General features: G+C 39.9%; 28 protein-coding genes. 18 read left to right on the plus strand and 10 right to left on the minus strand.

What is annotated here, in order from left to right:
- The first annotated feature begins 115 nt into the window (after positions 1-115).
- Entirely contained in the window at positions 116-292 is a 177-nt protein-coding gene (locus tag ACXADT_RS10285) for a YjcZ family sporulation protein (RefSeq protein ID WP_270179367.1), read from the plus strand.
- Positions 293-342: 50 nt separating this feature from the next.
- Here the strand turns inward: ACXADT_RS10285 and mnhG are convergent, their stop codons facing one another.
- Genes mnhG through ACXADT_RS10315 form a run of 6 tightly spaced genes read right to left on the minus strand, consistent with a single transcriptional unit; the run spans position 343 to position 5,594 of the window.
- Positions 343-693, minus strand: coding sequence for a monovalent cation/H(+) antiporter subunit G (mnhG, locus tag ACXADT_RS10290; protein ID WP_270179366.1), 351 nt, complete (start codon positions 691-693; stop codon positions 343-345).
- Complete coding sequence (locus ACXADT_RS10295; RefSeq protein WP_270179365.1) at positions 674-964, minus strand: Na(+)/H(+) antiporter subunit F1; 291 nt, start codon at positions 962-964, stop codon at positions 674-676. Before ACXADT_RS10295 ends, mnhG begins: the two co-directional genes overlap by 20 nt.
- Entirely contained in the window at positions 961-1,437 is a 477-nt protein-coding gene (locus ACXADT_RS10300; protein WP_270179364.1) for a Na+/H+ antiporter subunit E, read from the minus strand. The genes ACXADT_RS10295 and ACXADT_RS10300 overlap by 4 nt, the downstream gene beginning before the upstream one ends.
- 5 nt (positions 1,438-1,442) lie before the next feature.
- A complete protein-coding gene (locus tag ACXADT_RS10305) occupies positions 1,443-2,921 on the minus strand; it encodes a Na+/H+ antiporter subunit D (RefSeq protein ID WP_270179363.1) in 1,479 nt (492 codons plus the stop codon).
- Positions 2,914-3,252: a Na(+)/H(+) antiporter subunit C gene (locus ACXADT_RS10310; protein WP_474835280.1), complete on the minus strand. Its 339-nt coding sequence runs from the start codon at positions 3,250-3,252 to the stop codon at positions 2,914-2,916. Before ACXADT_RS10310 ends, ACXADT_RS10305 begins: the two co-directional genes overlap by 8 nt.
- Complete coding sequence (locus ACXADT_RS10315; RefSeq protein WP_474811025.1) at positions 3,252-5,594, minus strand: Na+/H+ antiporter subunit A; 2,343 nt, start codon at positions 5,592-5,594, stop codon at positions 3,252-3,254. The genes ACXADT_RS10310 and ACXADT_RS10315 overlap by 1 nt, the downstream gene beginning before the upstream one ends.
- A 177-nt stretch (positions 5,595-5,771) precedes the next feature.
- Between ACXADT_RS10315 and ACXADT_RS10320 the strand changes: the two genes are divergently transcribed.
- On the plus strand, positions 5,772-6,224 hold the full coding sequence (locus tag ACXADT_RS10320; protein ID WP_474835278.1) for a hypothetical protein: 453 nt from the start codon (positions 5,772-5,774) through the stop codon (positions 6,222-6,224).
- Positions 6,225-6,263: 39 nt separating this feature from the next.
- Here ACXADT_RS10320 and sda read toward each other — a convergent pair whose 3' ends face one another.
- Positions 6,264-6,407, minus strand: coding sequence for a sporulation histidine kinase inhibitor Sda (gene sda, locus ACXADT_RS10325; RefSeq protein WP_270179359.1), 144 nt, complete (start codon positions 6,405-6,407; stop codon positions 6,264-6,266).
- Positions 6,408-6,755: 348 nt separating this feature from the next.
- On the opposite strand from sda, the gene ACXADT_RS10330 reads away from it, so the two are divergent.
- From ACXADT_RS10330 to ACXADT_RS10365, 8 genes are read left to right on the plus strand one after another with little or no spacing between them, the layout of a single operon-like run.
- Entirely contained in the window at positions 6,756-7,271 is a 516-nt protein-coding gene (locus tag ACXADT_RS10330) for a YqeG family HAD IIIA-type phosphatase (RefSeq protein WP_442865077.1), read from the plus strand.
- Between the two features lie 2 nt (positions 7,272-7,273).
- Positions 7,274-8,383, plus strand: coding sequence for a ribosome biogenesis GTPase YqeH (gene yqeH / locus ACXADT_RS10335; protein WP_270179357.1), 1,110 nt, complete (start codon positions 7,274-7,276; stop codon positions 8,381-8,383).
- A gap of 10 nt (positions 8,384-8,393) precedes the next feature.
- Complete coding sequence (aroE, locus tag ACXADT_RS10340; RefSeq protein ID WP_474835275.1) at positions 8,394-9,233, plus strand: shikimate dehydrogenase; 840 nt, start codon at positions 8,394-8,396, stop codon at positions 9,231-9,233.
- Positions 9,233-9,523 (plus strand): ribosome assembly RNA-binding protein YhbY, encoded by a 291-nt coding sequence (gene yhbY, locus ACXADT_RS10345; RefSeq protein ID WP_474835273.1) that lies wholly within the window; start codon positions 9,233-9,235, stop codon positions 9,521-9,523. The genes aroE and yhbY overlap by 1 nt, the downstream gene beginning before the upstream one ends.
- A gap of 14 nt (positions 9,524-9,537) precedes the next feature.
- A complete protein-coding gene (locus ACXADT_RS10350) occupies positions 9,538-10,104 on the plus strand; it encodes a nicotinate-nucleotide adenylyltransferase (RefSeq protein WP_270179354.1) in 567 nt (188 codons plus the stop codon).
- Complete coding sequence (gene yqeK / locus ACXADT_RS10355) at positions 10,097-10,684, plus strand: bis(5'-nucleosyl)-tetraphosphatase (symmetrical) YqeK (RefSeq protein WP_474835289.1); 588 nt, start codon at positions 10,097-10,099, stop codon at positions 10,682-10,684. The genes ACXADT_RS10350 and yqeK overlap by 8 nt, the downstream gene beginning before the upstream one ends.
- Positions 10,671-11,024 (plus strand): ribosome silencing factor, encoded by a 354-nt coding sequence (gene rsfS, locus ACXADT_RS10360; RefSeq protein WP_270179353.1) that lies wholly within the window; start codon positions 10,671-10,673, stop codon positions 11,022-11,024. Before yqeK ends, rsfS begins: the two co-directional genes overlap by 14 nt.
- Positions 11,025-11,759: a class I SAM-dependent DNA methyltransferase gene (locus ACXADT_RS10365; RefSeq protein ID WP_270179352.1), complete on the plus strand. Its 735-nt coding sequence runs from the start codon at positions 11,025-11,027 to the stop codon at positions 11,757-11,759.
- Between the two features lie 77 nt (positions 11,760-11,836).
- On the opposite strand, the gene comER is transcribed toward ACXADT_RS10365, so the two are convergent.
- Positions 11,837-12,673 carry a late competence protein ComER gene (gene comER, locus ACXADT_RS10370; protein ID WP_270179351.1) on the minus strand — a complete coding sequence of 279 codons (837 nt, stop codon included), beginning with the start codon at positions 12,671-12,673 and terminating at the stop codon, positions 11,837-11,839.
- A gap of 108 nt (positions 12,674-12,781) precedes the next feature.
- Between comER and ACXADT_RS10375 the strand changes: the two genes are divergently transcribed.
- The 3 genes from ACXADT_RS10375 to ACXADT_RS10385 all read left to right on the plus strand — a co-directional run bounded on the left by ACXADT_RS10375 (position 12,782) and on the right by ACXADT_RS10385 (position 16,289).
- A complete protein-coding gene (locus tag ACXADT_RS10375) occupies positions 12,782-13,369 on the plus strand; it encodes a helix-hairpin-helix domain-containing protein (RefSeq protein WP_270180596.1) in 588 nt (195 codons plus the stop codon).
- Positions 13,370-13,437: 68 nt separating this feature from the next.
- A complete protein-coding gene (locus ACXADT_RS10380; RefSeq protein ID WP_270179350.1) occupies positions 13,438-14,004 on the plus strand; it encodes a ComE operon protein 2 in 567 nt (188 codons plus the stop codon).
- Positions 14,005-14,036: 32 nt separating this feature from the next.
- A complete protein-coding gene (locus ACXADT_RS10385) occupies positions 14,037-16,289 on the plus strand; it encodes a DNA internalization-related competence protein ComEC/Rec2 (protein WP_270179349.1) in 2,253 nt (750 codons plus the stop codon).
- Between the two features lie 20 nt (positions 16,290-16,309).
- On the opposite strand, the gene ACXADT_RS10390 is transcribed toward ACXADT_RS10385, so the two are convergent.
- The gene (locus ACXADT_RS10390; protein WP_224878506.1) at positions 16,310-16,441 is read right to left on the minus strand and encodes a YqzM family protein; all 132 of its coding nucleotides are present in this window, start codon (positions 16,439-16,441) and stop codon (positions 16,310-16,312) included.
- A 403-nt stretch (positions 16,442-16,844) separates the two neighbouring features.
- On the opposite strand from ACXADT_RS10390, the gene holA reads away from it, so the two are divergent.
- On the plus strand, positions 16,845-17,867 hold the full coding sequence (holA, locus tag ACXADT_RS10395) for a DNA polymerase III subunit delta (protein ID WP_270179348.1): 1,023 nt from the start codon (positions 16,845-16,847) through the stop codon (positions 17,865-17,867).
- Positions 17,868-17,913: 46 nt separating this feature from the next.
- Here holA and rpsT read toward each other — a convergent pair whose 3' ends face one another.
- Complete coding sequence (gene rpsT / locus ACXADT_RS10400; protein WP_270179347.1) at positions 17,914-18,180, minus strand: 30S ribosomal protein S20; 267 nt, start codon at positions 18,178-18,180, stop codon at positions 17,914-17,916.
- 136 nt (positions 18,181-18,316) lie between these two features.
- Between rpsT and gpr the strand changes: the two genes are divergently transcribed.
- The 4 genes from gpr (at position 18,317) to hemW (ending at position 23,070) form a co-directional block, all read left to right on the plus strand.
- Positions 18,317-19,450: a GPR endopeptidase gene (gene gpr / locus ACXADT_RS10405; RefSeq protein ID WP_270179346.1), complete on the plus strand. Its 1,134-nt coding sequence runs from the start codon at positions 18,317-18,319 to the stop codon at positions 19,448-19,450.
- Positions 19,451-19,520: 70 nt separating this feature from the next.
- The gene (locus ACXADT_RS10410; protein ID WP_270179345.1) at positions 19,521-19,868 is read left to right on the plus strand and encodes a DUF3679 domain-containing protein; all 348 of its coding nucleotides are present in this window, start codon (positions 19,521-19,523) and stop codon (positions 19,866-19,868) included.
- A 123-nt stretch (positions 19,869-19,991) separates the two neighbouring features.
- Positions 19,992-21,824, plus strand: coding sequence for a translation elongation factor 4 (lepA, locus tag ACXADT_RS10415; protein ID WP_270179344.1), 1,833 nt, complete (start codon positions 19,992-19,994; stop codon positions 21,822-21,824).
- Positions 21,825-21,927: 103 nt separating this feature from the next.
- Positions 21,928-23,070, plus strand: a complete 1,143-nt coding sequence (gene hemW, locus ACXADT_RS10420; protein WP_270179343.1) for a radical SAM family heme chaperone HemW — start codon at positions 21,928-21,930, stop codon at positions 23,068-23,070.
- The last annotated feature ends 10 nt before the right edge of the window (positions 23,071-23,080 follow it).

A 23,080-nucleotide genomic window follows, 5' to 3' on the forward strand; every position in this document is an offset into this window, starting at 1 on the left:
TAGCCACTTCAAGGAATTCAGAAAACTCCGCTAATCCCTATACAATAATGACAAACTCTACATAAGCTATCATATCTAGGGTGGAGTAGGTATTAAAGAGTGAAGGAGGGGGAGCATGAGTTACGGTTACGGTTATGGTTGCGGATACCCAGGGTACGGTTACCCATATCCACCGTATCCTTATCCAGGCTACGGCGGTTACTTTGCATTAATTGTTGTTCTTCTAGTATTGCTACTGGTTATTGGTGGAGGATATTACTACTATGCGAATTTTTACGGAAGAAAGTATTGATAGGTGACCACCTATCTATTTTTTTTTATAAAAAAAACAAACACTCGAGGTTACCCTCTTGTGTTTGTTTTGTTGGAGGATGACTTTAAATCATCTCTCGTTGTCTTTTCCCAAAGAGGGACCCCTTTTTGGTAAGCTGCTCTAGAAATCATATGACCAGAAACAGGAGCTGTCATGAGGATAAAGATAATCCCAAGAACCAGTTTCCCACTGACCATATTTTGTTCAATCCAGAAAAATAGAAAGGCAGCGATCAAAATTCCGGCGACGCCTAAGGTAGCACTTTTTGAAGCTGCATGAAGGCGCGTGTATACGTCAGGTAAACGAAAGACACCTAGGGCTCCAGAGAAAAGAAAAAACGTTCCGATGATCAAGATGATACTAATCACGATTTCTTTCAATAATAACACCCTTTTCTAAGAATTTAGCAATCGCTACAGTACCTATGAAAGCAAGTATCCCTATTAGAAGGATAATGTCATTAAAATACTGGGTCTCAAGCTTAATAGCAAGAATACCTGCGATCGCCATAAGGTTAATGCCGATCGTATCAAGTGCTACAGCACGATCTGGATTTGAAGGCCCTTTGATCGCTCTATATAAAAGAAAGAGTGTTGAGATTGCGATAACCACTATACATAGCGTTGACACTGTTGATAAAAGTGAGGTCATCTTGTCACCTCCATGATTGCTTTTTCGAAGGTTCCTTTAATTTCTTTAATCACTTCGTCAGCATCAGGCGCGTCCATTGCATGTACATAGATAAACATGTTGTCAGGAGAAACTGAAACAGAAAGCGTTCCAGGTGTTAACGTAATTAAATTCGCTAGCATCGTGATCTCCCAATTTGTTCTTACTTCGATCGGGACAGCGATAATTCCAGGTTCCATCTTTAGCTTAGGACTATATACAAGCTTCACAACTTGTATGTTAGCCATAATAAGCTCTTTGATAAATAAGAACAACAGCTTGACGATTGACCATAGTCTGTAGAAATAGAAACGATCGGGAATGAAGCGCTCCATGAGTAGCAGTAGAACGATTCCTGATAAATACCCAATAAAGAATGTGCTGAATGAATAACTTTCAAACAAAAACATCCACAAAACAGCGATGATCAAGTTAATAATAATTTGAATTGGCATGCCATCTACTCCTTCATCACCGAATCAATGTAGTTGATTGGATCTATCAATTGATCTCCAATCGTTTGAACGGTTGGGTAAAAGAATTCTGCACCAATCCCAAGCAGTACAGTAAAGAACAATAGAAATGCAGCGGGTGCTACTTTTTTGCGAATCGATATGCTCGGAACGCTTTCAAGTTTGTCTTCTCCCCAAAATCCTTTGATAAAGATTTTGATGATTGAAATAAGGATGAGCAGGCTAGTCAAGAGACCGATGACTGCAACAACGTAATGTCCTTCTTCAAAAGCACCTCTTAGAATCAGTAGCTTTCCTACGAATCCACTAAAAGGAGGTAGTCCTGCTAGCGCAAGTGCTGCAATGAAGAACAACCAGCCGAGCACAGGTTGGTGTCTGATCAACCCGCCCATTTTTCGTAAGTCGGATGTGCCGCTGTAAGCAGCCATGGCACCTACAAGTAAAAATAATGCTGCTTTAATAATCATGTCGTGGACAAGGTAGTAAATAGATCCCGCTAAGGCAGTAGTGGAAAACACGCCAATACCAAGAATCATATATCCTACTGCCGGTATGATGTTATAGGCTACGATCAATTGAATATTGTTTGTTGACAACGCACCGATCACACCGAATACCAATGTGAATGCAGCTAAAATGATGAATAGCTGATGGGTAAACGTAAGCTCGTAAACGAAGATCAGTGAAAACACTCTTAGTATTGAATATACCCCTACTTTTGTTAACAAAGCTCCAAATAGAGCTGAGATCACAGTTGGAGGGACGGTATATGATTTTGGTAGCCAGAAATATAAAGGAAATAATGCCCCTTTAGTGGCAAACACAAGAAACAGCAGAATAGCAATGGTCGTAAGAATGCCACCTTGCTCAACTTCCCCAACACGTTCTGCTAACTGAGCCATGTTTACGGTACCTGCAACTGCATAGATGAAGGATACTGTCGTTACAAACAAAATCGATGATAACAAATTGACAATGATGTATTTAAATGACTCTCTAAACTGCTCTTTCGTTCCCCCAAGAACAATCAATCCGTATGATGCAATCAGCAGAACTTCAAAGAATACGAACAGGTTAAACAAATCCCCTGTAAGAAAGGCACCACTCACACCAGCGATCAAAAGCTGAAAGAGTGGATAGAAATAAAACCTTTCTCTTTGCTCATCAAGTGAATGAAACGCATAGAAGGCGCAGGCTGTCGCAACGATATTAGCAGTTACGACAAGTACCATTGCAAGTGGATCTGCTACAAGGACGATTCCATAAGGTACAGTCCAATCTCCTGCTTTTAATACGAGTGTGCCATTTTGCACAACTTCGTAGGCGACCGCTGAAACAGCAATCAAGTTTACGATTACCATGACCTTCGTAATCATTCTTACGATAGCAAGTTTACTGTTGAAAAACACAAGAAAAATTCCGGTCAAAAGTGGAAGTAATATTGGCAATATGACTAAGTTACTCATGTTCGTTTCCCCTTAATTCCTCCATATTATCCGTTCCGTTAGTTTGATACGCACGATACGCTAGCACGAGAAGAAATGAAGTTACGCCGAAACTGATTACGATAGAAGTTAAGATCAACGCCTGTGGTAGCGGGTCGGCATATTTCGTTACGTCTTCAGTTAATATGGGGGGATTTCCACGGTTAAGTTTCCCCATCGTAATAATGAAAAGGTGAGCACCGTGCGACAATAAAGCAGTTCCAATAACGATCTTTAATATTTGCTTTTGAAGCATCATATAGACCCCTGCTGTAAAAAGTAATCCAGCCAGCACGGACATAATAATTTCCATTATTCATTTCCCCCCTTCTTGTTCGGACGTAGTTTGATCATCGTGAAGATACCGATCGCAGCGAGACCTAGTACAAGAATTTCAAGCAATGTATCGAGACCACGGAAATCAACAAGAATGACGTTTACAATGTTGTCTCCTCCACCGAGTTTGTAAGAATTTTTGATGAAGTATTCAGAGATCGGTTCAAACATTTTCGTGCTATGAGAAGCAATTCCGATCAATGTTACGATCACACCAACTGAAATAGAGATCACCCAGTTTACAACCTTCGTTCTTGACGGAGTTTTCTCCTTATTAAGATCAGGAAGGTGATAGAAACAAAGTAAGAATAGTGCTACTGTTACGGTTTCTACGATAAGCTGAGTTAAAGCTAGATCGGGTGCTCTGAAGAACACAAACAGTAACGATAACCCATAACCTACGATACCTAGAACTAGAATTGCTGCTATTCTGTTATTCATAAAGATTGTTCCAAAAGCTGCAACCGCCATTACGACGGCAATCATTACTTCAGGCACGGCAATAGGTGCGAGGTCATCAGTTGATAAGTTAAAACCACCTGTTACGCTCATTGTGACTGCTAACAATACTACTGAGAAAGTAAGAATATAAACAAGGTAATGTCTTAGCGATCCGGTCATATATCGATTCGTTACCTTTTTAGAACCCGTCTCTAATCCATTCATAAATGCGTCAAACACTTTTGCTGCAGACATTTTACCAGGGAGAATATCGTATACTTTTTCCCATTTTGTTCGTGTTAAGTACAATATTGTTCCAAAAACAAGAACAGCTAAACTCATATACAGTGCAGTGTTATTAATTCCATGCCAAAATTTAATATGGGGGTCGACCGCTTTCCCTGTGATCGAGTCAACCATAGGTGCTAGTAATGATTTACCAAAAACATCTGGTACGATTGCGATGATAACGACAAGTGCTACTAATATCATCGGAGAGATCAGCATACCGATTGGAGCTTCATGAGGCTGCTTTTCAAGTGTATCTCTCTGTTTTCCAGTGAATGTACGGAAGAACAGCATTACAGAATAGATAAACGTAAATATACTTCCTCCAACTGCAAGATAAGGGAAGAACGGTGCAACCGATTCTACGATTGGAGAAGAATGTTTAAAGAGAGATGCTTCGAAAAACATTTCCTTACTTAGAAAACCATTGAATATTGGTAAAGGGAATCCAGCCATTGAAAAAGCTCCAAAGAATGCAAGAGTAGCTGTGATCGGCATAAACGTAAATAGCCCACCTAGCCTACGTATATCTCTTGTCCCTGTTTCATGATCAACGATTCCTGCAACCATAAAGAGACTTCCTTTGAACGTTGCATGGTTAAGGATATGGAACACCGCTGCTAAGATGGCTGCTTTTGTCCCAAACCCAAGCATAGCCATGATCATTCCTAACTGACTGATGGTTGAGTAAGCAAGAATGGCTTTAAGGTCTGTTTTTCTAACAGCCATATAGGAACCCCAACATAAAGTCAGAAGTCCAAAGCCACTAACGATTAGAAAGAAAAGGTCAGTACCCGCAAAGACAAGGCTCAACCTTGCTACAAGATAGATCCCTGCTTTTACCATCGTAGCGGAGTGTAGGAAAGCACTTACCGGTGTTGGAGCTTCCATCGCATCTGGTAGCCAGGTATGAAATGGGAATTGCGCTGACTTCGTAAAAGCTCCTAACAGAACTAATATTAAGATGAATGAGAATAATGGTGACTCAACGATGAGATCAGCATTTTCAATGATTCCTCTAATGCTAGTTGTCCCTGTAAGATCAGACATGAGCAAGAACCCACCGAGCATTGCAAGACCACCAAAGACCGTAATAACCATTGATTTCAATGCACCAGCAGTTGACTTTTCACGCTGGTACCAATAGCCGATCAATAAGAAAGATGAAATACTAGTTAGTTCCCAGAACGTGTAAAGTACGAACAGATTATCTGATAGAACGACGCCAAGCATTGCTCCCATAAATAATAGAAGGTAAACATAAAAATGGCCAAGTTTTTCCGCTTTATTTAAGTAATAGATGGAATACAGAACAACGAGCGATCCGATTCCGGTAATCAGAAGCGCGAAAAATAGGCCAAGACCGTCGATATAAAGTGTGACGTTTACACCTAGTGAAGGAATCCACTCAAACGTTTTTAGAGTATGTACACCTTGTAATACATTTTTGATAAAAGTTAAAAAATACCCGAATAGTAAAATCGGCACTGCTAAAACAAACCATCCTAAGTGGACTTGTTTAACGCCCCGATAAATAAACGGGATGAAAAACGCTGCCAAAAAAGGAAGCAAGACAGCTGCATGAAGCATTCTATAAAACCCTCCCTAATTAAAGCTCACTATGAAAAAGTTCAAATGAACTTATTTTGCAATACCTCAATTGTAATCAAAAATCGACTCATTTTTCAACTTTTCATGCTCGAAAAATAACTTTACCGTATAAGTTTTCCAAACTTCGCCGATTCTATTTGCGAAAGGAGACATCTAATGATAAAATCCATATTTATTCTTACACTCATTTTTATCGGCGTAGTAGGGTGTGAATCAATATATGAAAGTAGTGATCCGACTCCCTATGGTTCGAGAGAATATTATCGAGTTGTTGACATTGAGCCAATCGGTGCAGCAATTTGGGAGGAAATGAATCTATCTAATGCATTAGCATCGATCAAACATCAGATAAAAAACGAAACAACAGTTAAAGATGTCGTTGTTTTGACGCATAATGAACAGGTCGTTGTAGCGCTTAAACCTTATGCGTATGATAGGGGCAAGATAGGAGATTTGCTTTCTAAGTATGACGGGGTGTTTAAGGATCAGGGGATGAATGTTGCGTTACTTACAGCTCCGAACCACTATCGTAAAGCAAAAAAAATGATGAGGTCAGAAGAGATCGATAGCGAGATCTGGGAATCTGAGTGGGGAGAATTCTTTCGTTAAAAACAAAAAACCAACCTTATAAGCTCAAGGCTGGAACAGTTAAACTCTTAATAATGTGACCTTTTCATTAAGACTTCTTCTCTCGATCTCTTTTTGGATTAATTTAATGAAGTCACTGCTTAGTTTAAGCTCTCTAGCTTTTACATAGGATTCGATCAACAGATCATCAGATAATTTTTCCAACAAGGCACCTCCTAATAATCTGGTTATTTTAACCGTTCATTCCGCATATAGTGTATGTGGATCTTTTATTTGCAGTTAGCTTACCACGTATGCACAATCAGAACAACCGTTCCGTTATCCACAGTTAATCGTGGATAAATTGTGGGTATATTGTTTATATACTTCAAATATTCAATAAAATGATGGTGGATTATGTGTATAAGGTTATCCACAGGCTGCCATTTTTACAAAATTTGTCGAAAAGTTTTAGTGATCATTCAAGATTTAGTATAGCCGGAATAGAAGGTTGTTGTACCTCTTGAAATTATTGATACAATAGGAATGTCATAAATACTAGGAGTGTTGCAATTGTTTAATTCTTTGTTACCTGATGAACATGTAGAAGATATATACCAAATCAAACCTGAGGCTCTTAAAAAACGAGGGGTTAAGGGGATCATTACTGATCTGGATAACACGCTTGTGGAATGGGACAGGCCCGATGCTACTCCAGAGTTATTAAAGTGGTTCAGACAGATGAGTGATGAAGGCATCATGGTTACAATCGTTTCAAATAATAACAAGAGTCGTGTAGAGAAGTTTGCTTCTCCAACTGAGATTCCGTTTATTTATGAAGCGAAGAAACCAATGACGAAGGCTTTCCGAAAAGCCTTAAAGGATATGAAGATTGCCCCTGATGATGCTGTGGTCGTAGGAGACCAAATATTTACTGATGTACTTGGTGGTAATAGGATGGGACTTCATACTATACTTGTTGTTCCAGTAGCTAAAACTGATGGAGTTTTAACAAGGTTCAACAGAAAAATGGAAAGTGCATTCCTTTCTTGGATGAAACGCAAAGGGAAGATAAAGTGGGAGGAATAAGGTTGGAAAACGAAGGAATTATTTGTGCCGGATGCGGTGTTACTATACAAACTGAAGATAAAGAGGCATTGGGATATGCACCTCCATCAGCTTTACAACGTGACGTTGTGATATGTCAGCGTTGTTTTCGTCTGAAACACTATAATGAGATTCAAGATGTATCCCTTACAGATGATGATTTCTTGAAGATACTGAACGAAATTAGTCAAACCGATGCATTGATTGTAAAAATCGTAGACATCTTTGACTTTAATGGAAGTTGGTTACCAGGTATCCAGCGCTTTGCGGGTAACAACCCGGTATTGCTCGTAGGGAACAAAGTAGATCTATTACCAAAATCAACAAACAAGACGAAGTTGATTAAATGGATGCAGGGCAGTGCGAAAGAAAATGGTTTAAAGCCTTCCGAAGTGAAGTTGATGAGTGCTGCTAAAGGTGAAGGGGTAATGGATGTTGCTACTGAAATAGACCGTTTACGTGAAGGTAGAGACGTCTATATCATAGGGTGTACGAACGTAGGTAAATCAACATTTGTGAATAAACTGATTCAGGAATTTGGCGGCGACACTGAACAAATGATTACGACGAGCCAGTTCCCTGGTACAACACTTGATCTTATCGATATTCCTCTTGATGATGGAAATACGTTATACGATACTCCTGGAATCATCAATCATCATCAGATGGCCCATTTTGTCGATGCTGAGGAATTAAAGCTGATCAGTCCGAAAAAAGAAATCAAGCCAAAGGTGTTTCAGTTAAACGAAGGACAAACATTATTCTTTGGTGGGCTTTCCCGACTAGATTTCGTTGAAGGCGGACGTCAGTCCTTTATTTGTCATGTCTCGAACGATCTTTATATCCACCGCACTAAGACAGAGAAAGCAGATGAATTGTATCGCGACCACCTTGGAGAGTTATTGTATCCCCCTGGTGAAAAAACGAAGCATGAGCTCCCTGCACTTGTTGGTCATGAATTAAAGATCAAAGAAGATAAGATGGATATCGTCTTTTCAGGTCTTGGATGGGTTACCGTTTCAGGAAAAGGATCGACTGTAAAAGCATATGCGCCTGAAGGAGTAGGGATCTCGATTCGAAATTCACTAATATAGGAGGATCGCTATGGGGAAACTATTTGGACTAGTCGGCCATCCTCTTGGCCATTCTATGTCTCCTCTCATGCATAATACTGAATTTAAAGAGCTCGGGTTGCCGCATCACTATCAACCGTTTGATCTGAAAAAGGAAGAGCTTGAAGAAGGTATTAAAGCATTGAGGTTACTTGGAATCGAGGGATTTAATGTAACAATCCCTCATAAAGTGTCGATCATTCCTTTGTTAGATGAAGTCGAACAAGAAGCGATGGAAATTGGAGCGGTCAACACGGTTTATCGGAAAGGCGACCTTCTGATTGGAGCAAACACAGATGGTCAGGGCTACCTTCAATCCTTGCTAAAGCTTATAGGAGAAGATAGTCTCATAGATAAAAAAATATTAGTGGTTGGCGCGGGTGGAGCTGCTAGAGCGGTTGCAGTATCCATTTCAAGATCCGGTGTAGGATCGTTAACGATCGCTAATAGGACGTTAGAAAAGGCTGAAGAGTTATGTAGGGTTTGTAGTACCTATGCAGATGTGAACGCCATACCGCTCGACACTGCGAGCTCATCTTTAGAAACTTACGATATCATCATCAACACGACGTCGATTGGCATGAGTCCAGAAACGGATCGCGTTCCGTTGCCTGTTAAAGGTATTAAAGATGAGACCGTTATGAGTGATCTAATCTATAATCCACTCGAAACGCTCTGGCTCACTCAAGGAAGAGAACAAGGTGCTATTACTGCAAATGGCATTTCGATGTTTGTTGAGCAAGGTGCACTAGCATTTGAAAAATGGTTAGGAATCAAACCAGATCGATACAGAATGCAGGAAACCGTTTTAAGAAAGTTAGGAGGACTATAATGTTAACAGGAAAGCAAAAACGATTTTTACGTTCAAAAGCGCATCATTTAAATCCAATTTTTCAAGTTGGTAAAAGTGGAGTGAACGAGAATATGGTGCAGCAAATAGAGGAAGCCCTTGAGGCTAGAGAACTTATTAAAGTAAGCATCCTTCAGAATTGCGATGAAGATCGTGATACTGTAGGTCATGAACTTTCTCGTCAAACTGATGCTGAGCTTGTTCAGATCATCGGAAATACGATCGTACTTTATAAAGAATCATCAGAGAACAAAGAAATCATTCTTCCATAATGGAGGACAAGAAAATGAGAGTTGGTCTCTTCGGAGGAACGTTCGATCCGCCACATATTGGGCATTTGACACTTGCTCAAGGAGTTCTTGAAGAATGTCAGTTAGATGAAGTGTGGTTCATGCCTACACACCTCCCACCTCATAAGGATGGAAAAGTGAGTGATAATCACCATAGAGCTGAAATGGTGCAGAGAGCAATCGAAGGTAATCCTTCTTTTAAAATCTCGTTGGTCGAGTTTGAAAGAAGCGGCCGTTCGTACACAGTCGATACAATCGAGATTTTAAAAGACAGCTACCCTGACATCGACTTTCACTTTATCGTCGGTGGCGATATGATAGAAGATTTGCCGAATTGGCACCGGATTGATGATCTATCTCAAATGATTTCTTTTATTGGTGTCAACCGTCCTGGTTATGAGCCTGGTAACGAGATGAAGAACGTAAGGTTGATCGATGTTCCTCAGATTGACGTTTCCTCTAGTTTGATTAGAAGTGCAATCATATCTGGTAGAAGTGGACGGTATATGCTGACTGAATCAGTACGGAATTATATCGTTAGGATGGGATTATATGATGAATAGAGAAGAAGCATATAAGCTTGTAAAACCTCACCTAACTGAACATCGGTATGAACATACGATAGGTGTTACGAATACAGCGGTCGAGCTAGCAGAGAAGTATGGTGCAGATGTAAGAAAAACAGAAACCGCTGCAATATTCCATGACTATGCCAAGTTTCGTCCAAAAGATGAAATGAGGCAGATGGTGGTAGATTTTGGCTTGCCTAAAGATCTTCTTGATTACTCGACTGAACTCTTACATGCCCCAGTTGGTGCTATCTTAGTGAAAAAGGAAATAGGGATTAAAGATGGAGAAATCCTAGATGCCATTCACTATCACACTTCAGGACGTCCAAACATGACGTTGATTGAGAAGTGCGTTTTTCTAGCCGATTATATAGAACCGGGGCGGAAATTTCCTGGGGTGGAAGAAGTGAGAGAGTTAGCAACAGTTGATCTTGATCAAGCGATCGTACAATCCATTAAAAACACGGTAAACTTTTTGATGAAGAAAAATCAACCAGTTTATCCTGCGACGTTCGAGACGTATAATGATCTTGTCAGGCCAAGAGAGAAGGGAGAAGCAAATGGAAGAAAATAACATGATTACGTTGGCTGCAAAAGCAGTAGATGACAAACGTGCAGAAGATATTATCGCTTTAAATATGAACGGTATTTCATTGATTGCAGATTATTTCTTAATCTGCCACGGAAATTCTGAAAAGCAAGTACAAGCAATCGCAAAAGAAGTGAAGGATCAAGCTCTTGAACAGGGACTGGAAGTGAAGCGACTTGAAGGATATGAGCAAGCACGCTGGGTGCTTGTCGACCTAGGATCCGTTATCGTCCATATCTTCCATAAAGATGAGCGAAATTATTACAATCTAGAAAAACTCTGGGGAGATGCACCACATCTACCTTTAAATGAAATTTTAGCGTAAATGGTTTCGTACGAACAATTTTCATATGTTTATGATCGACTAATGGAAGACGCTCCTTATGACAAGTGGCTTGAATTAGTTATGAACGAGCGGTCTAGAGGAAAAGTCTTGGACCTTGGTTGTGGGACAGGTGAATGCTCAATACGGCTTGCAGAAAAAGGGTATGATGTTACAGCTGTAGACCTCTCAGAACAAATGCTATCTGTTGCTCATGATAAAGCCATGAGGAACAATGTGAACGTTCATCTGATTCAACAAGATATGCGGGAACTAGAGACAAATGAACAGTACGATGTGATCACGATCTTTTGTGACTCATTAAACTATGTTGTTGAAGAAGACGGGGTGAAATCCACTTTCCAGAGAATCTATAATCATTTAAAACAAGATGGAATCTTATTGTTTGATGTACACTCGTTGCATAAGATCAACGATCTTTTTGTGGGTCAGACGTTCGCAAGCAATGACGAGGACATCTCATTTATATGGAATAGTTTTTCTGGAGGGGAAACAGGCTCAGTCGAGCACGATCTTAGTTTCTTTTTGGAAACCGATGAAGGTTTATACGAGCGTTTTGATGAATTGCACGTACAACGAACGTTTCATCTTGAGGAATACACTAGATGGCTAGAAGAGTCTGGATTTAGTGATATAAAGGTCACCGCTGATTTTTTAAATCACACTCCTACAGATACCTCTGAGAGAATATTTTTTAAAGCATGTAAAAAAGGTTGATTTCAAATGAAATCAACCTTTTTTGTACTTGTAGAAGGACTTCATTTATAGAAGTCGAATATAAATGGTTGCTGTACTTAGTTTTGCCTCGTCTCCTCTTTAAACTGCGTTTTAATCACTTTGCGATCTTCATCGAACTTTTTATGCGTACTTTGAATCACATGATTGAACATTTCACCGGTTTCATTTTCAAGCACTTTTAACCCTTCCCCAGTAACTCCTCCTTTAACAGTCACCTTCTTCTGCAGTGTTTCCAATGAGTAATAGTCCTTTTCGAGAAGCTTTCCCATTCCAATCAGCATTTCAGTCGTTAAAATCGTAGCCTGTTCTCTGGATATTTCTGTTTCTGAGACAGCACCATCAATGAATTTTTTAAGTAAGTAACTTAAGAATGCCGGGCCACAGCTTGCGAGATCTGAAGATACTCTTGTGACTTCCTCTTCGGTCTCGATAGGGGTCGAGATTTGTGACATAAGATACATGAGCTTTTCTTTGTTCGCCTCAGAGCATCGATTACTAAACGTAACAAGTGAAGCTCCGCTAAGAGCTCTATTTGTAATGCTTGGAATCGCTCTTGCAACATCACATGAAACAAAGGTTTCTAATTCCCTCACTTGGATGGGGCTCGTTATGGAGACGACAAGCTGATCTTCTTTCAACTCATTTCGGATACTTTTTAGTAATGGGAAATATTCATGCGGTTTAACACAAATAAAGATAATTTCTGAATTTCGAATGATCTCTTCATTGTTTTGAGCTACGTGGATTCCTTTGTACTGTTTCTTTAAAGAATGCGCTTTTTTACTTGTGCGGTTGATGATCATAAGTTGTGAAGGCTTTACTGCGCATGAGTCAATAAAGGAAGATATTAGGATCGTGCCCATATTCCCGGTACCAATCACCCCGATTTTCAATTACTTCCCCTCCTTCCACACGCATTTCTCCTAAATAGATATGATGGCTCCACGCATTTTATGTTTGTTGAACATTAATTAGAAAGGAATGAGCATTCGTTGGAATTTGTGAAAAGTCTTTCTCATCGTGAAAAAGGTATAATCGGGATAGCGATCGTTGTGGTACTTATCAGCCTGTTTCTTATCTATAGGTCAACGTCTACAGAGAATGAATCCTATTTTGAAGAGACAGAGATCAAAGAAGAGAAGGTCGAAGCGGAACCTCAAGTTGAGGAACTTCCCTACATAATGGTAGATGTGAAAGGAGCGGTCGTTAAACCAGGTGTATACGAGGTTAAGAATGATGCGAGGATCAAAGATATCATCACTCATGCAGGGGGGTTTTTGAAGGATGCAGATCAAAATCAGTTAAATTTAGCTGGAAAAGTGGTAGATGAAATGATGATTTATGTACCGGTAAAGGGAGAGGTAAGTGCGCAAATACCATCCCAAAATGATGAGAACAAGTTAATATCGATTAATTCTGCTAGTTTAGAAGAACTGCAGGAACTACCTGGAATAGGTCCAGCAAAAGCGGAAGCTATTATTGCATTTAGAGAAGAACAAAGCTTTACTGTAATAGAAGACCTCAAACAAATCAGTGGTATTGGTGAGAAGACCTTTGAGAAATTAAAGGATTTAATAACTGTAAAATAAGTGTGATTGACGATAGAGCACAAATCGCTCAAACTAAACGGTAGAATAAAGAACTTAGGGGGTATAACATGAATCGAATTTCGTGGGACCAGTATTTCATGGCCCAAAGTCATTTGCTTGCATTACGGAGTACGTGTACTCGATTGACAGTAGGGGCTACGATCGTTCGAGATAAGCGGATGATCGCAGGCGGCTACAATGGATCTGTATCAGGTGGGGTTCATTGTATCGATGAGGGCTGTTATGTGATAGATAACCATTGCGTGAGAACCATTCATGCAGAAATGAATGCAATCATTCAATGTGCTAAATTCGGTGTTCCAACAACCGGGGCAGAAATCTATGTTACCCATTTTCCTTGTATACACTGTTGCAAAGCAATCATTCAAGCTGGTATAAAATCTGTCGTTTACGCTACAGACTATAAGAACCACCCTTATGCGATTGAATTGTTTAAAGAAGCTAACGTACAAGTTCGACAGGTTGAACTTGAAGAGATGATTTTAGAGCAGAATAGTCAAGAAAAGTTAGATCTAACGGCTGAACTACTAGGGAAATTAACGGACGCAGGTTTAAGTTCTGAAGAGGTAAGGCCTTTATACGAAAAAGCGTCAAATCTCTATAGTAAGATGTGAGAGGTAACCTATGGTTAATACCAGCCTCAGCAATGACTGGCATCACAAGTAACGAATCACTTTATCCGATCTTGTTCTTATCCTTCCTTCTTATATGGTGTGCGAGGAAAGCTCCTCGCTTATCCATTTTTGTATTACTTACCTTTATCTCTTTTTATACTTATGCCGGTGTTAGTGATGCTCGAAATAATACGCATCTATCTGGAAAAGAATCGAGCATAATGGGAAACGTTCATTCGATCCCAACTATCGATGGATCCAAGCTTTCTTTTGAATATAAAACGATATCTAACGAGAAGTTAATGGTGGTGTACTATATAAGTTCAAAACGCGAAAAGGAAAACCTAAAAAGTCTTAAGGTAGGTTCATCCTGTACACTTTCAGGAGCATTAGAAGCCCCTCTGGCACCGGGTGTTTCATCACAATTTAATTATAAAAAACATCTCCAACATCAGCATATTCATTGGATTTATGAGCTTGATCAATTTCCTCAATGTAACCCCTCGCCTAAATCCCTAGGGACCCTTTTTCAGAATATAAGACAGGAAATACTTGTAGATATTGAGAAACACTATCCTGATGAATTAAAAGGCATATCAGCTTCCCTGCTGATTGGGGAAAGAGGTTTAATGGACCCTGATGTAGAAAAAGCGTATCGAGAACTAGGATTAAGCCATGTATTAGCCGTGTCGGGTTTGCACGTTGGAATCGTGTGTGGTCTGGTGTTTTGGGTGCTTATTCGTATAGGTTTTACAAGAGAGCGTGTATATGAGCTACTGTTCTTTTTGTGTCCTATTTACATGGTTATTGCCGGTGCTGCTCCTTCTGTAGTTAGAGCTTCGATCATGATGATGTTTATCTCCATGATTTTAAGAATGAAACGATCCCCTAACCCGCTTGATGCCATTTCTAGTGCTTGTGTACTCCTTTTGATCTACGATCCCTTTGTTGTTTACCATATCGGGTTTCAACTTTCTTTTCTCATAACATTTGCTTTGATCATCTCTTCAAAAAGTATTTTCCACAGGTATCAAACGCCATTCACTCAATTGTTTATCGTTTCACTGTTGGCTCAAGTTGTTTCCCTTCCCCTTATTTTATTTCATTTTTATGAGATATCCCTCCTCAGCTTACCTTTAAATATATTATACGTACCCGTAATCTCAGTCGTAATCCTTCCTGCTGTATTTGGATTGGCTATTTTAAGGTTGTTCCATCTTACTTCAATCTTTCAAGTTTGTTCTGCCGTCCTATCTTTCTTTGTGGAGATCATTCATCGTGTATTCGTATGGTTGAATCAGTTCAACTTCTCATTGATCTTTGGAAGTCCTCCCATGATTGTGCTCATCTTAGTGTTTATCAGTACCTATCTGGTTCTCTTGATATGGGAAAAGAAGACTGTGATTAAGGGAATGATCGCGTGGGTTTCTGTTATTTTCGTAATCTATATGCTGCCGTATATGAACCCCTATGGTACAGTTGCGTTTTTAGATGTTGGACAAGGTGATTGCATCATCATCACACTGCCTTTTCAAAGGCAAACCATTGTCATCGATACTGGTGGAACACCAGTATTTGGTGAGAAGGAAAGGTGGGAGCAACCACAAAGCCAATTTGATGTAGGCGCTGACATAGTCGTACCGTATTTAAAATCAAAAGGCATACGTTCTATCGATCTTTTGCTTTTAACTCACGGTGATTTTGATCATGTGGGTGGGACGATAGCAATTTTGAATGAGATTAGTGTTAAGCATATAATGTTGGATCGAAGTGATGAACAGACGAATACTGAAAAAGAGATCATGCAACTAGCGAATAAGAAGGGGAGTAAAATGTTAAAAGCAAGTGAAGAATTAAAATGGAATTCTGGTGGAGCGTTCTTTTCGATTGTTCAAGCTTTACAGGTTAAAGAAGAAAACGATGGTAGTATCGTTCTTTATGCGGAGCTAGGAAAGTATCGCTGGCTATTTTTAGGCGATATAGAAGAAGTGGGTGAAAAAGAGTTGCTTAGTTCGAATGACAACATAAAAGCTGACATCCTTAAGGTTGGGCATCATGGAAGTGATTCATCGAGTTCGGAAGAATTGATTCGTGGAGTCGATCCAAAGATCGCGGTAGTCTCAGCAGGAAAAGATAATCGCTATGGACATCCACATCCCGATGTGATTGCACGCTTTAAAGAACTAGGTGTGAAGATGATGAGAACGGATGAGAGTGGTACGATCACTTACAAATTTCTCTTAGGTAAACGGGGGACATGGCACGGTCAAAGAAACGAAAAATAGACTGCCTGAAGGCAGTCTATTTAGCTGATTGCTTTAATTGCCACAGCTGTGAAAAAAATGATGGAAAAGAATAGAAATGGTACAACAAATCCAACAGCTGATTCAACTGCATCATTGGACTTATGCTGAACATCTTTTTCGAACTCGTTCATTAGTCTTCCCTCCTGCTTCCCTGTTAGTATGAACAATCAACTACCTTCGTAGTCATTATGTAAGAAGGTATCATACAGGTGCATTTCATTCCATATTGTAACATGTTTTATATGAGTTGTCTTTATTGTGGTGTGGGAGATTTGTCATTTTGAAGAATATTGGATTAACAATGAATTCGCTCCCTTTCCTGTAAAGAGTTGTCACCTATACTTTATCTTTGCATAGGATATCCTATCTACTACAACAGAATATCGTTGGTGGGCGGGAGTCCTAGGCCCCTCTCATCAGCGTTTACTATAAATGGGAGGCTGGTGTCTGTAGCCGGCTTCCCTTTTATGCTTGCCAATAACGATGTCTCCAATTAGGATAGAAATGGACAAACGAAAATTGAGGTGTAGGATTATGTCCGTTTCGGAAATTAAAAAGAAGATAAAACAAGGCAATCTTGACCCCGTTTATCTTTTGACGGGTACAGAAGCATTCTTAATTCATGATTTAGTGAAGTTAATTATTGAGAAAGGACTTCCTGAGGAAGAAAGAGAATTTAGCTTAGCTACATATGATTTGAACGAGACGCCAGTTCAAGAAGCGATCGAAGAAGCAGAAACGATGCCGTTTTTAGGAGAAAAGAGAATTGTCATTTTGAAAAACCCTACTTTCTTAACTGCGGTAAAAGATAAAAGCAAAGTCGAACATAACATCGATGTGCTTGTAAAGTATGCAGAGAATCCTTCACCGTTTACTATTCTCATTATAGAAGCTCCTTATGAAAAATTGGACGAGCGAAAAAAATTAGTCAAATCCTTAAAAAAGTCAGGAGCTTTTGTAAAAGCCGAAGCTCTACAAGATCATCACCTGGGAGATTGGCTTCAACTAAGAGCGAAGGAGCTCAACGTGACTTTGGATAAAGAAGGGGAAGAGCGTCTCGTACAGCTCATCGGTAGCCACCTGATGTTGTTACAACAGGAAATTGACAAGATGGCTCTTTACGTTGGCGAAGGTGGAACCGTAAGCGAGGACATCGTCGACCTATTAGTCGCTAGGACGTTAGAGAACGATATTTTTGCGCTAATCGATCGTATCGTGAGAAAGGATCTAAATACAGCCTTTCGTATTCTTTATGATTTGCTGAAGATTAATGAAGAACCGATTAAAATCTTATCTTTAATAGGACGGCAATTTCGTATCATCTATCAAGTCAGTGAGCTTGCTAAACGAGGGTATGGTCAAAAACAGATGGCTTCACAGCTGAAGCTGCATCCTTATGCGGTAAAGATTGCACATCAGCAAAGTAAAGCGTTCAATGAAGCTCAGCTTTTATTTATTTTGGATCAAATTGCAGAGACTGACTATGAGATGAAAACAGGAAAGATGGAGAAAAAATTACTGTTAGAGCTGCTTCTAACGAAAATAAAAAGTATTTAAAAAAGCTGTTGGGGTTGCCCCCAACAGCTTTTAACATTTTTAGAAATTAAGCGGAGATCTCGTTATACATTTTAGCAAGACGAGATTTTTTACGTGCTACTGAATTCTTATGGATGATTCCTTTATCAGCAGCTTTATCAATGCGCTTAGAAGCTTCACGTAGAGCTGTTTGAGCAGCATCAACGTCTTTTGCTTCAGCTTTGTTTTCAAAGTCTTTGATAGCAGAACGCATTGCAGATTTGATCGCAATGTTATGAGCGCGACGATCTGAAGAAGTCTTAACGCGTTTAACCGCAGATTTAATATTTGGCATACCTTTCACCTCCTTGCAAGGCTTCACAATTCCATGTCATATCCGTGCATAGAACAAAAAACATTCTATCAAATAGATCGGCTAAATGCAATAGAGAATGAAAAGCTAATACAAAGGAAAGGCTAACATTTAAAAGATGGAAATTAGAGGTGAGCCTATGGTTGATTTAGATATGTACCAAGTGAGAACAGATTTAGCGGTTGAAGCTCAGGAAATGGTGAAAGAGAAAAAAGCAAAGGAAATGAAATCTGAAAAACCAGATGAGCTACAAGGTGTAATCGTAAAGGAAAGAGACCAAGAAGGGGTAAAGATCACCACGGTTGAAGTGACAGAAGCAGGGGAGAAAGAAATAGGGAAAAAAGCTGGCCATTATATCACGTTTGAAGTGCAAGGAATCCGTAGAAAAGATTCAGCTCTTCAGGAAACGGTTCAGAAAGTATTTGCAAAAGAATTCGCTGCATTTATTGATCAACAGGGCATAAAAAAAGACGCGAGTTGTTTAATTGTTGGGCTTGGGAATAGACAAGTAACGCCTGATGCACTCGGACCCAATGTTGTTTCGAACTTATTGATCACAAAGCATCTATTTGAATTACAGCCAGAGACAGTTTCAGAAGGCTTTAGACCTGTGAGTGCTATTACTCCTGGAGTGATGGGGATCACAGGAATTGAAACGAGTGACATCATTCACGGCGTTATTGAAAAAACGAAGCCTGATTTTGTTATTGCAGTAGATGCATTAGCTTCTCGTTCGATCGAGCGTGTAAATACGACTATTCAAGTTTCCGATACTGGAATCCACCCGGGGTCAGGTGTAGGTAACAAAAGGAAAGAGCTAAGCTTTAAAACACTCGGTATTCCAGTCATTGCGATCGGAATTCCAACCGTAGTCGATGCTGTATCGATTACGAGTGATACGATCGATTATATCTTGAAACATTTTGGACGTGAACTTAAGGAAAAAGATAAGCCATCTAAATCTCTTGCTCCTGCTGGGATGACCTTTGGAGAGAAAAAGACATATACAGAAGAAGATCTTCCTGATGCAGAAAAGCGTCAGACGTTCTTAGGTATGGTCGGCACGTTAGAAGACCATGAAAAGCGAAATTTAATCAAAGAAGTGCTAGCTCCTATGGGGCACAATCTTATGGTTACTCCAAAGGAAGTCGATGTTTTTATTGAAGATATGGCGAATGTTATTTCTGGAGGACTAAATAGTGCTCTTCATAGTGAAGTCGATCAAAATAATAGTGGCATGTACACGCATTAAGTCATAAAGAGTAACAATTTGCATACGCATAATGAATAGGACAGGCATTTAATACGGAAGGGGTATGGCTATGGTAGCCTTTTTTCTAAAGTGCTTTCTGCTGATCTCTTTATTGTTGTTCGGTGTTTTACTTGGAATGGAACAAGCTTCAAAAAATATGAATACAATGCAAGGAAGCGATGAGACAGGCGCGTTTCAGCTGACGAAAGCATCAGAAGGAGTGGAAGCTGAGATTCTTGGGACTTCCATCACCAATGAAGATATAGAAGAAAAGCAAAAGATCCTTGAGAATGCCAATGAATTTAATGTATTGGGTGATTTGGGGACGAAGATCAGTGGAGTAATTTCCTCTATGATTCAAACATTGCTCACTTTTATACTGACACTTGTTACTGAAGTTCTTTCTCTTTTTAAATAAAATAAGTCACAGAAGTGGCTTATTTTTTTTGATGAAGAGTTCAGCAGGATTGCTAATTGATTATGGACAGCGGTATTGCTATAATCTATACTAGCGCAGTTTCGCCTTTAGGAGTGATTATAGATGAACCGTGAACAGAAATTAGAAAGACAGTCGAGGATTCGTAACTTTTCCATCATTGCACATATTGACCATGGAAAATCTACGTTAGCCGATCGGATATTAGAAAAAACCGGCGCCCTCACTGCACGAGAAATGAAAGACCAGACGCTCGATGCAATGGATCTGGAACGTGAAAGAGGAATTACAATCAAACTGAATTCCGTTCAGCTAACTTATACAGCGAAAGATGGCGAAGAGTACATCTTTCATCTCATAGACACACCTGGACACGTAGACTTCACATATGAAGTTTCAAGAAGTCTTGCAGCTTGTGAAGGTGCGTTGTTGATTATTGACGCAGCGCAAGGCATTGAAGCTCAAACACTAGCGAATGTGTACCTTGCTCTAGACAATGATCTTGAAATCTTACCTGTTATCAATAAGATCGATTTACCGAGTGCAGAGCCTGAACGTGTTGCTCAAGAAGTTGAAGATGTAATCGGTCTCGATACTTCAGACGCTGTATTAGCTTCGGCTAAAAACGGCATTGGAATCGAAGAAATCTTAGAGCAAGTTGTTGAGAAGGTTCCTGCACCTCAAGGTGATCCGGAAGGCCCTCTTCAAGCACTGATCTTTGATTCGCTCTATGATCCATATCGTGGTGTAGTTGCTTACATACGAATTACAGAAGGTTCCGTTAAGGTCGGCGAGAAAATTCGCATGATGGCTACTGGAAAAGAGTTTGAAGTTACTGAGCTAGGTGTATTTACGCCAAAGCCTCAGTCAAAGGATGAGCTAACAGTTGGAGATGTAGGTTTCCTTACTGCAGCGATTAAAAATGTTGGAGACTCCCGTGTGGGTGATACGATTACATCCGTAAAGAATCCTGCTGATAAACCACTACCAGGTTATCGCCGTATGAATCCAATGGTATACTGTGGGCTTTATCCAGTAGATTCTGCTGAATATAACGATTTAAGAGAGGCACTCGAACGTCTAGAGTTAAACGATTCTTCTCTTCAATATGAAGCAGAAACATCTCAAGCTTTAGGATTTGGCTTCCGTTGCGGATTCTTAGGTCTATTGCATATGGAGATCATCCAGGAACGTATAGAGCGTGAATTTAACATCGACCTCATCACTACAGCACCAAGTGTTATTTATCAAGTTAAGTTGACTGATGGTGAAGAGAAGATTATCGATAATCCAGCCTTGATGCCTGACGCCCAATCGATTACTGAAGTTCAAGAGCCGTTTGTAAAGGCTACGATCATGGCGCCTAACGATTACGTTGGTGCAATTATGGAACTATGTCAGGGAAAACGTGGAGAATTCATCGACATGCAGTACCTTGACGAGACGCGGGTAAACATCGTTTATCACATTCCACTTTCTGAAATCGTATATGATTTCTTTGATCAGCTAAAATCAAGTACAAAAGGGTACGCCTCGTTCGATTATGAGATGATGGGTTATAAGCCATCCAACCTCGTTAAGATGGATATTCTGCTTAATGGAGAAACGATCGATGCACTTTCCATCATCGTCCACAGAGATTTCGCTTACGAACGTGGTAAAGATATTACTGAAACGCTAAAAGAATTGATACCTAGGCAGCAGTTTGAAGTGCCGGTTCAAGCGACGATCGGACAGAAAGTTATTGCTCGCTCAACCATTAAAGCAATTAGAAAGAACGTGTTGGCAAAATGTTACGGGGGAGACATCTCTCGAAAGCGTAAATTGCTTGAGAAACAAAAAGAAGGTAAAAAACGAATGAAGACGGTCGGTAAAGTCGAAGTTCCACAAGAAGCCTTCATGGCAGTTCTTCGTCAAGATAATACTAAGAAGAACTAACCCGTTCTATTTGAAGAAGACATGTTATTTTTATAGTATTAGGTTAAGGAGACCGCAGAATTTTCTGCGGTCTTTAGATTATGATTAGAAAGCAGTGATTAAAATGGTCAACGCTGTTTATTTACACATTCCATTTTGTGATTATATATGTCATTATTGTGATTTTAATAAAGTGTTTATGCAGGGGCAGCCTGTGGTGGAGTATCTAGACCACATGGATATCGAGATGGAAAAGACGCTCAATCGCTTTCCTACATCTTCCATCAATACTATTTTCGTTGGGGGAGGTACCCCTACCGCTCTAAACGATCAGCAGCTAGAACAATTTCTGCACTCAGTGACTAGCAGATTCCAGCCATACGTAGAAGATGGGTTAGAGTTCACGATGGAAGCGAATCCAGGTAGTGTTACACCAAGTAAACTAGAAATCATGAAAAAGTACGGTGTGAACAGGCTTAGTATTGGGGCGCAGGCGTTTCAAGATTCTTTATTAAAACGTCTTGGAAGAGGTCATAATGTAGATGAGATCGGGGAGATCGTAACGATGGCCAAGCATGCAGGGTTTGACAATCTCTCTCTAGATCTAATGTTTGGACTGCCAGAACAAACGGTAGAGCAGCTTTCAAGTTCCATTGATGAAGCGGTCAAACTTGGTATCACTCATATTTCTTCTTATTCGCTTCAAGTTGAAAAGAAAACCGTGTTTTATAATCAATGGAGGAAAGGTGAGCTACCTCTACCGACTGAAGAAACTGAAGCTGAGATGTATGCTGAGCTGATTAGACGTTTGGAAGAAAAAGGGTTCAATCAATATGAAATTAGCAACTTCGCGTTACCTGGTTATGAGAGTCAACATAACATCACGTATTGGAAGAACAATGAATATTACGGAATCGGTGCTGGAGCGCATAGTTATGTTGATGGGGTGAGACGTGCGAACGCAGGTCCTCTAAAACAATATATGACTAAGATCGATGAACATGGTTTCCCTTATATGGATGAAAATGAACTTACAAAGGGCGAGATGATGGAAGAAGAGATGTTCATGGGTCTTCGCATGAGAGAAGGCGTATCAAAACAAACGTTTGAGATAAAATACAATCAGTCAATCGAATCCGTTTTCGGTAAGCAGCTAACAAATCTAATCGATAAGGAACTGCTTAAGGATACAGGAAGTCATATCGCTTTAACAGAACGAGGGTTTTTCCTAGGAAATGAAGTATTTCAGGAATTTCTTGCAGTGTAACCGTTTCGTA

The organism is Anaerobacillus sp. ABR4_321, assembly GCF_056158505.1.

Excerpts from the sequence above, each read along its gene's own strand:
- ACXADT_RS10385 (WP_270179349.1), top strand. The coding sequence starts at position 14,037 with ATGACTGGCATCACAAGTAACGAATCACTTTATCCGATCTTGTTCTTA.
- lepA (WP_270179344.1), top strand. The coding sequence starts at position 19,992 with ATGAACCGTGAACAGAAATTAGAAAGACAGTCGAGGATTCGTAACTTT.
- ACXADT_RS10320 (WP_474835278.1), top strand. The coding sequence starts at position 5,772 with ATGATAAAATCCATATTTATTCTTACACTCATTTTTATCGGCGTAGTA.
- ACXADT_RS10285 (WP_270179367.1), top strand. The coding sequence starts at position 116 with ATGAGTTACGGTTACGGTTATGGTTGCGGATACCCAGGGTACGGTTAC.
- ACXADT_RS10310 (WP_474835280.1), bottom strand. The coding sequence starts at position 3,252 with ATGGAAATTATTATGTCCGTGCTGGCTGGATTACTTTTTACAGCAGGG.
- holA (WP_270179348.1), top strand. The coding sequence starts at position 16,845 with ATGTCCGTTTCGGAAATTAAAAAGAAGATAAAACAAGGCAATCTTGAC.
- yhbY (WP_474835273.1), top strand. The coding sequence starts at position 9,233 with ATGTTAACAGGAAAGCAAAAACGATTTTTACGTTCAAAAGCGCATCAT.
- ACXADT_RS10305 (WP_270179363.1), bottom strand. The coding sequence starts at position 2,921 with ATGAGTAACTTAGTCATATTGCCAATATTACTTCCACTTTTGACCGGA.
- hemW (WP_270179343.1), top strand. The coding sequence starts at position 21,928 with ATGGTCAACGCTGTTTATTTACACATTCCATTTTGTGATTATATATGT.
- ACXADT_RS10350 (WP_270179354.1), top strand. The coding sequence starts at position 9,538 with ATGAGAGTTGGTCTCTTCGGAGGAACGTTCGATCCGCCACATATTGGG.
- rpsT (WP_270179347.1), bottom strand. The coding sequence starts at position 18,180 with ATGCCAAATATTAAATCTGCGGTTAAACGCGTTAAGACTTCTTCAGAT.
- rsfS (WP_270179353.1), top strand. The coding sequence starts at position 10,671 with ATGGAAGAAAATAACATGATTACGTTGGCTGCAAAAGCAGTAGATGAC.
- ACXADT_RS10315 (WP_474811025.1), bottom strand. The coding sequence starts at position 5,594 with ATGCTTCATGCAGCTGTCTTGCTTCCTTTTTTGGCAGCGTTTTTCATC.
- ACXADT_RS10380 (WP_270179350.1), top strand. The coding sequence starts at position 13,438 with ATGAATCGAATTTCGTGGGACCAGTATTTCATGGCCCAAAGTCATTTG.
- ACXADT_RS10390 (WP_224878506.1), bottom strand. The coding sequence starts at position 16,441 with ATGAACGAGTTCGAAAAAGATGTTCAGCATAAGTCCAATGATGCAGTT.
- ACXADT_RS10410 (WP_270179345.1), top strand. The coding sequence starts at position 19,521 with ATGGTAGCCTTTTTTCTAAAGTGCTTTCTGCTGATCTCTTTATTGTTG.
- aroE (WP_474835275.1), top strand. The coding sequence starts at position 8,394 with ATGGGGAAACTATTTGGACTAGTCGGCCATCCTCTTGGCCATTCTATG.
- gpr (WP_270179346.1), top strand. The coding sequence starts at position 18,317 with ATGGAAATTAGAGGTGAGCCTATGGTTGATTTAGATATGTACCAAGTG.
- ACXADT_RS10300 (WP_270179364.1), bottom strand. The coding sequence starts at position 1,437 with ATGCCAATTCAAATTATTATTAACTTGATCATCGCTGTTTTGTGGATG.
- ACXADT_RS10365 (WP_270179352.1), top strand. The coding sequence starts at position 11,025 with ATGGTTTCGTACGAACAATTTTCATATGTTTATGATCGACTAATGGAA.
- yqeK (WP_474835289.1), top strand. The coding sequence starts at position 10,097 with ATGAATAGAGAAGAAGCATATAAGCTTGTAAAACCTCACCTAACTGAA.
- ACXADT_RS10295 (WP_270179365.1), bottom strand. The coding sequence starts at position 964 with ATGACCTCACTTTTATCAACAGTGTCAACGCTATGTATAGTGGTTATC.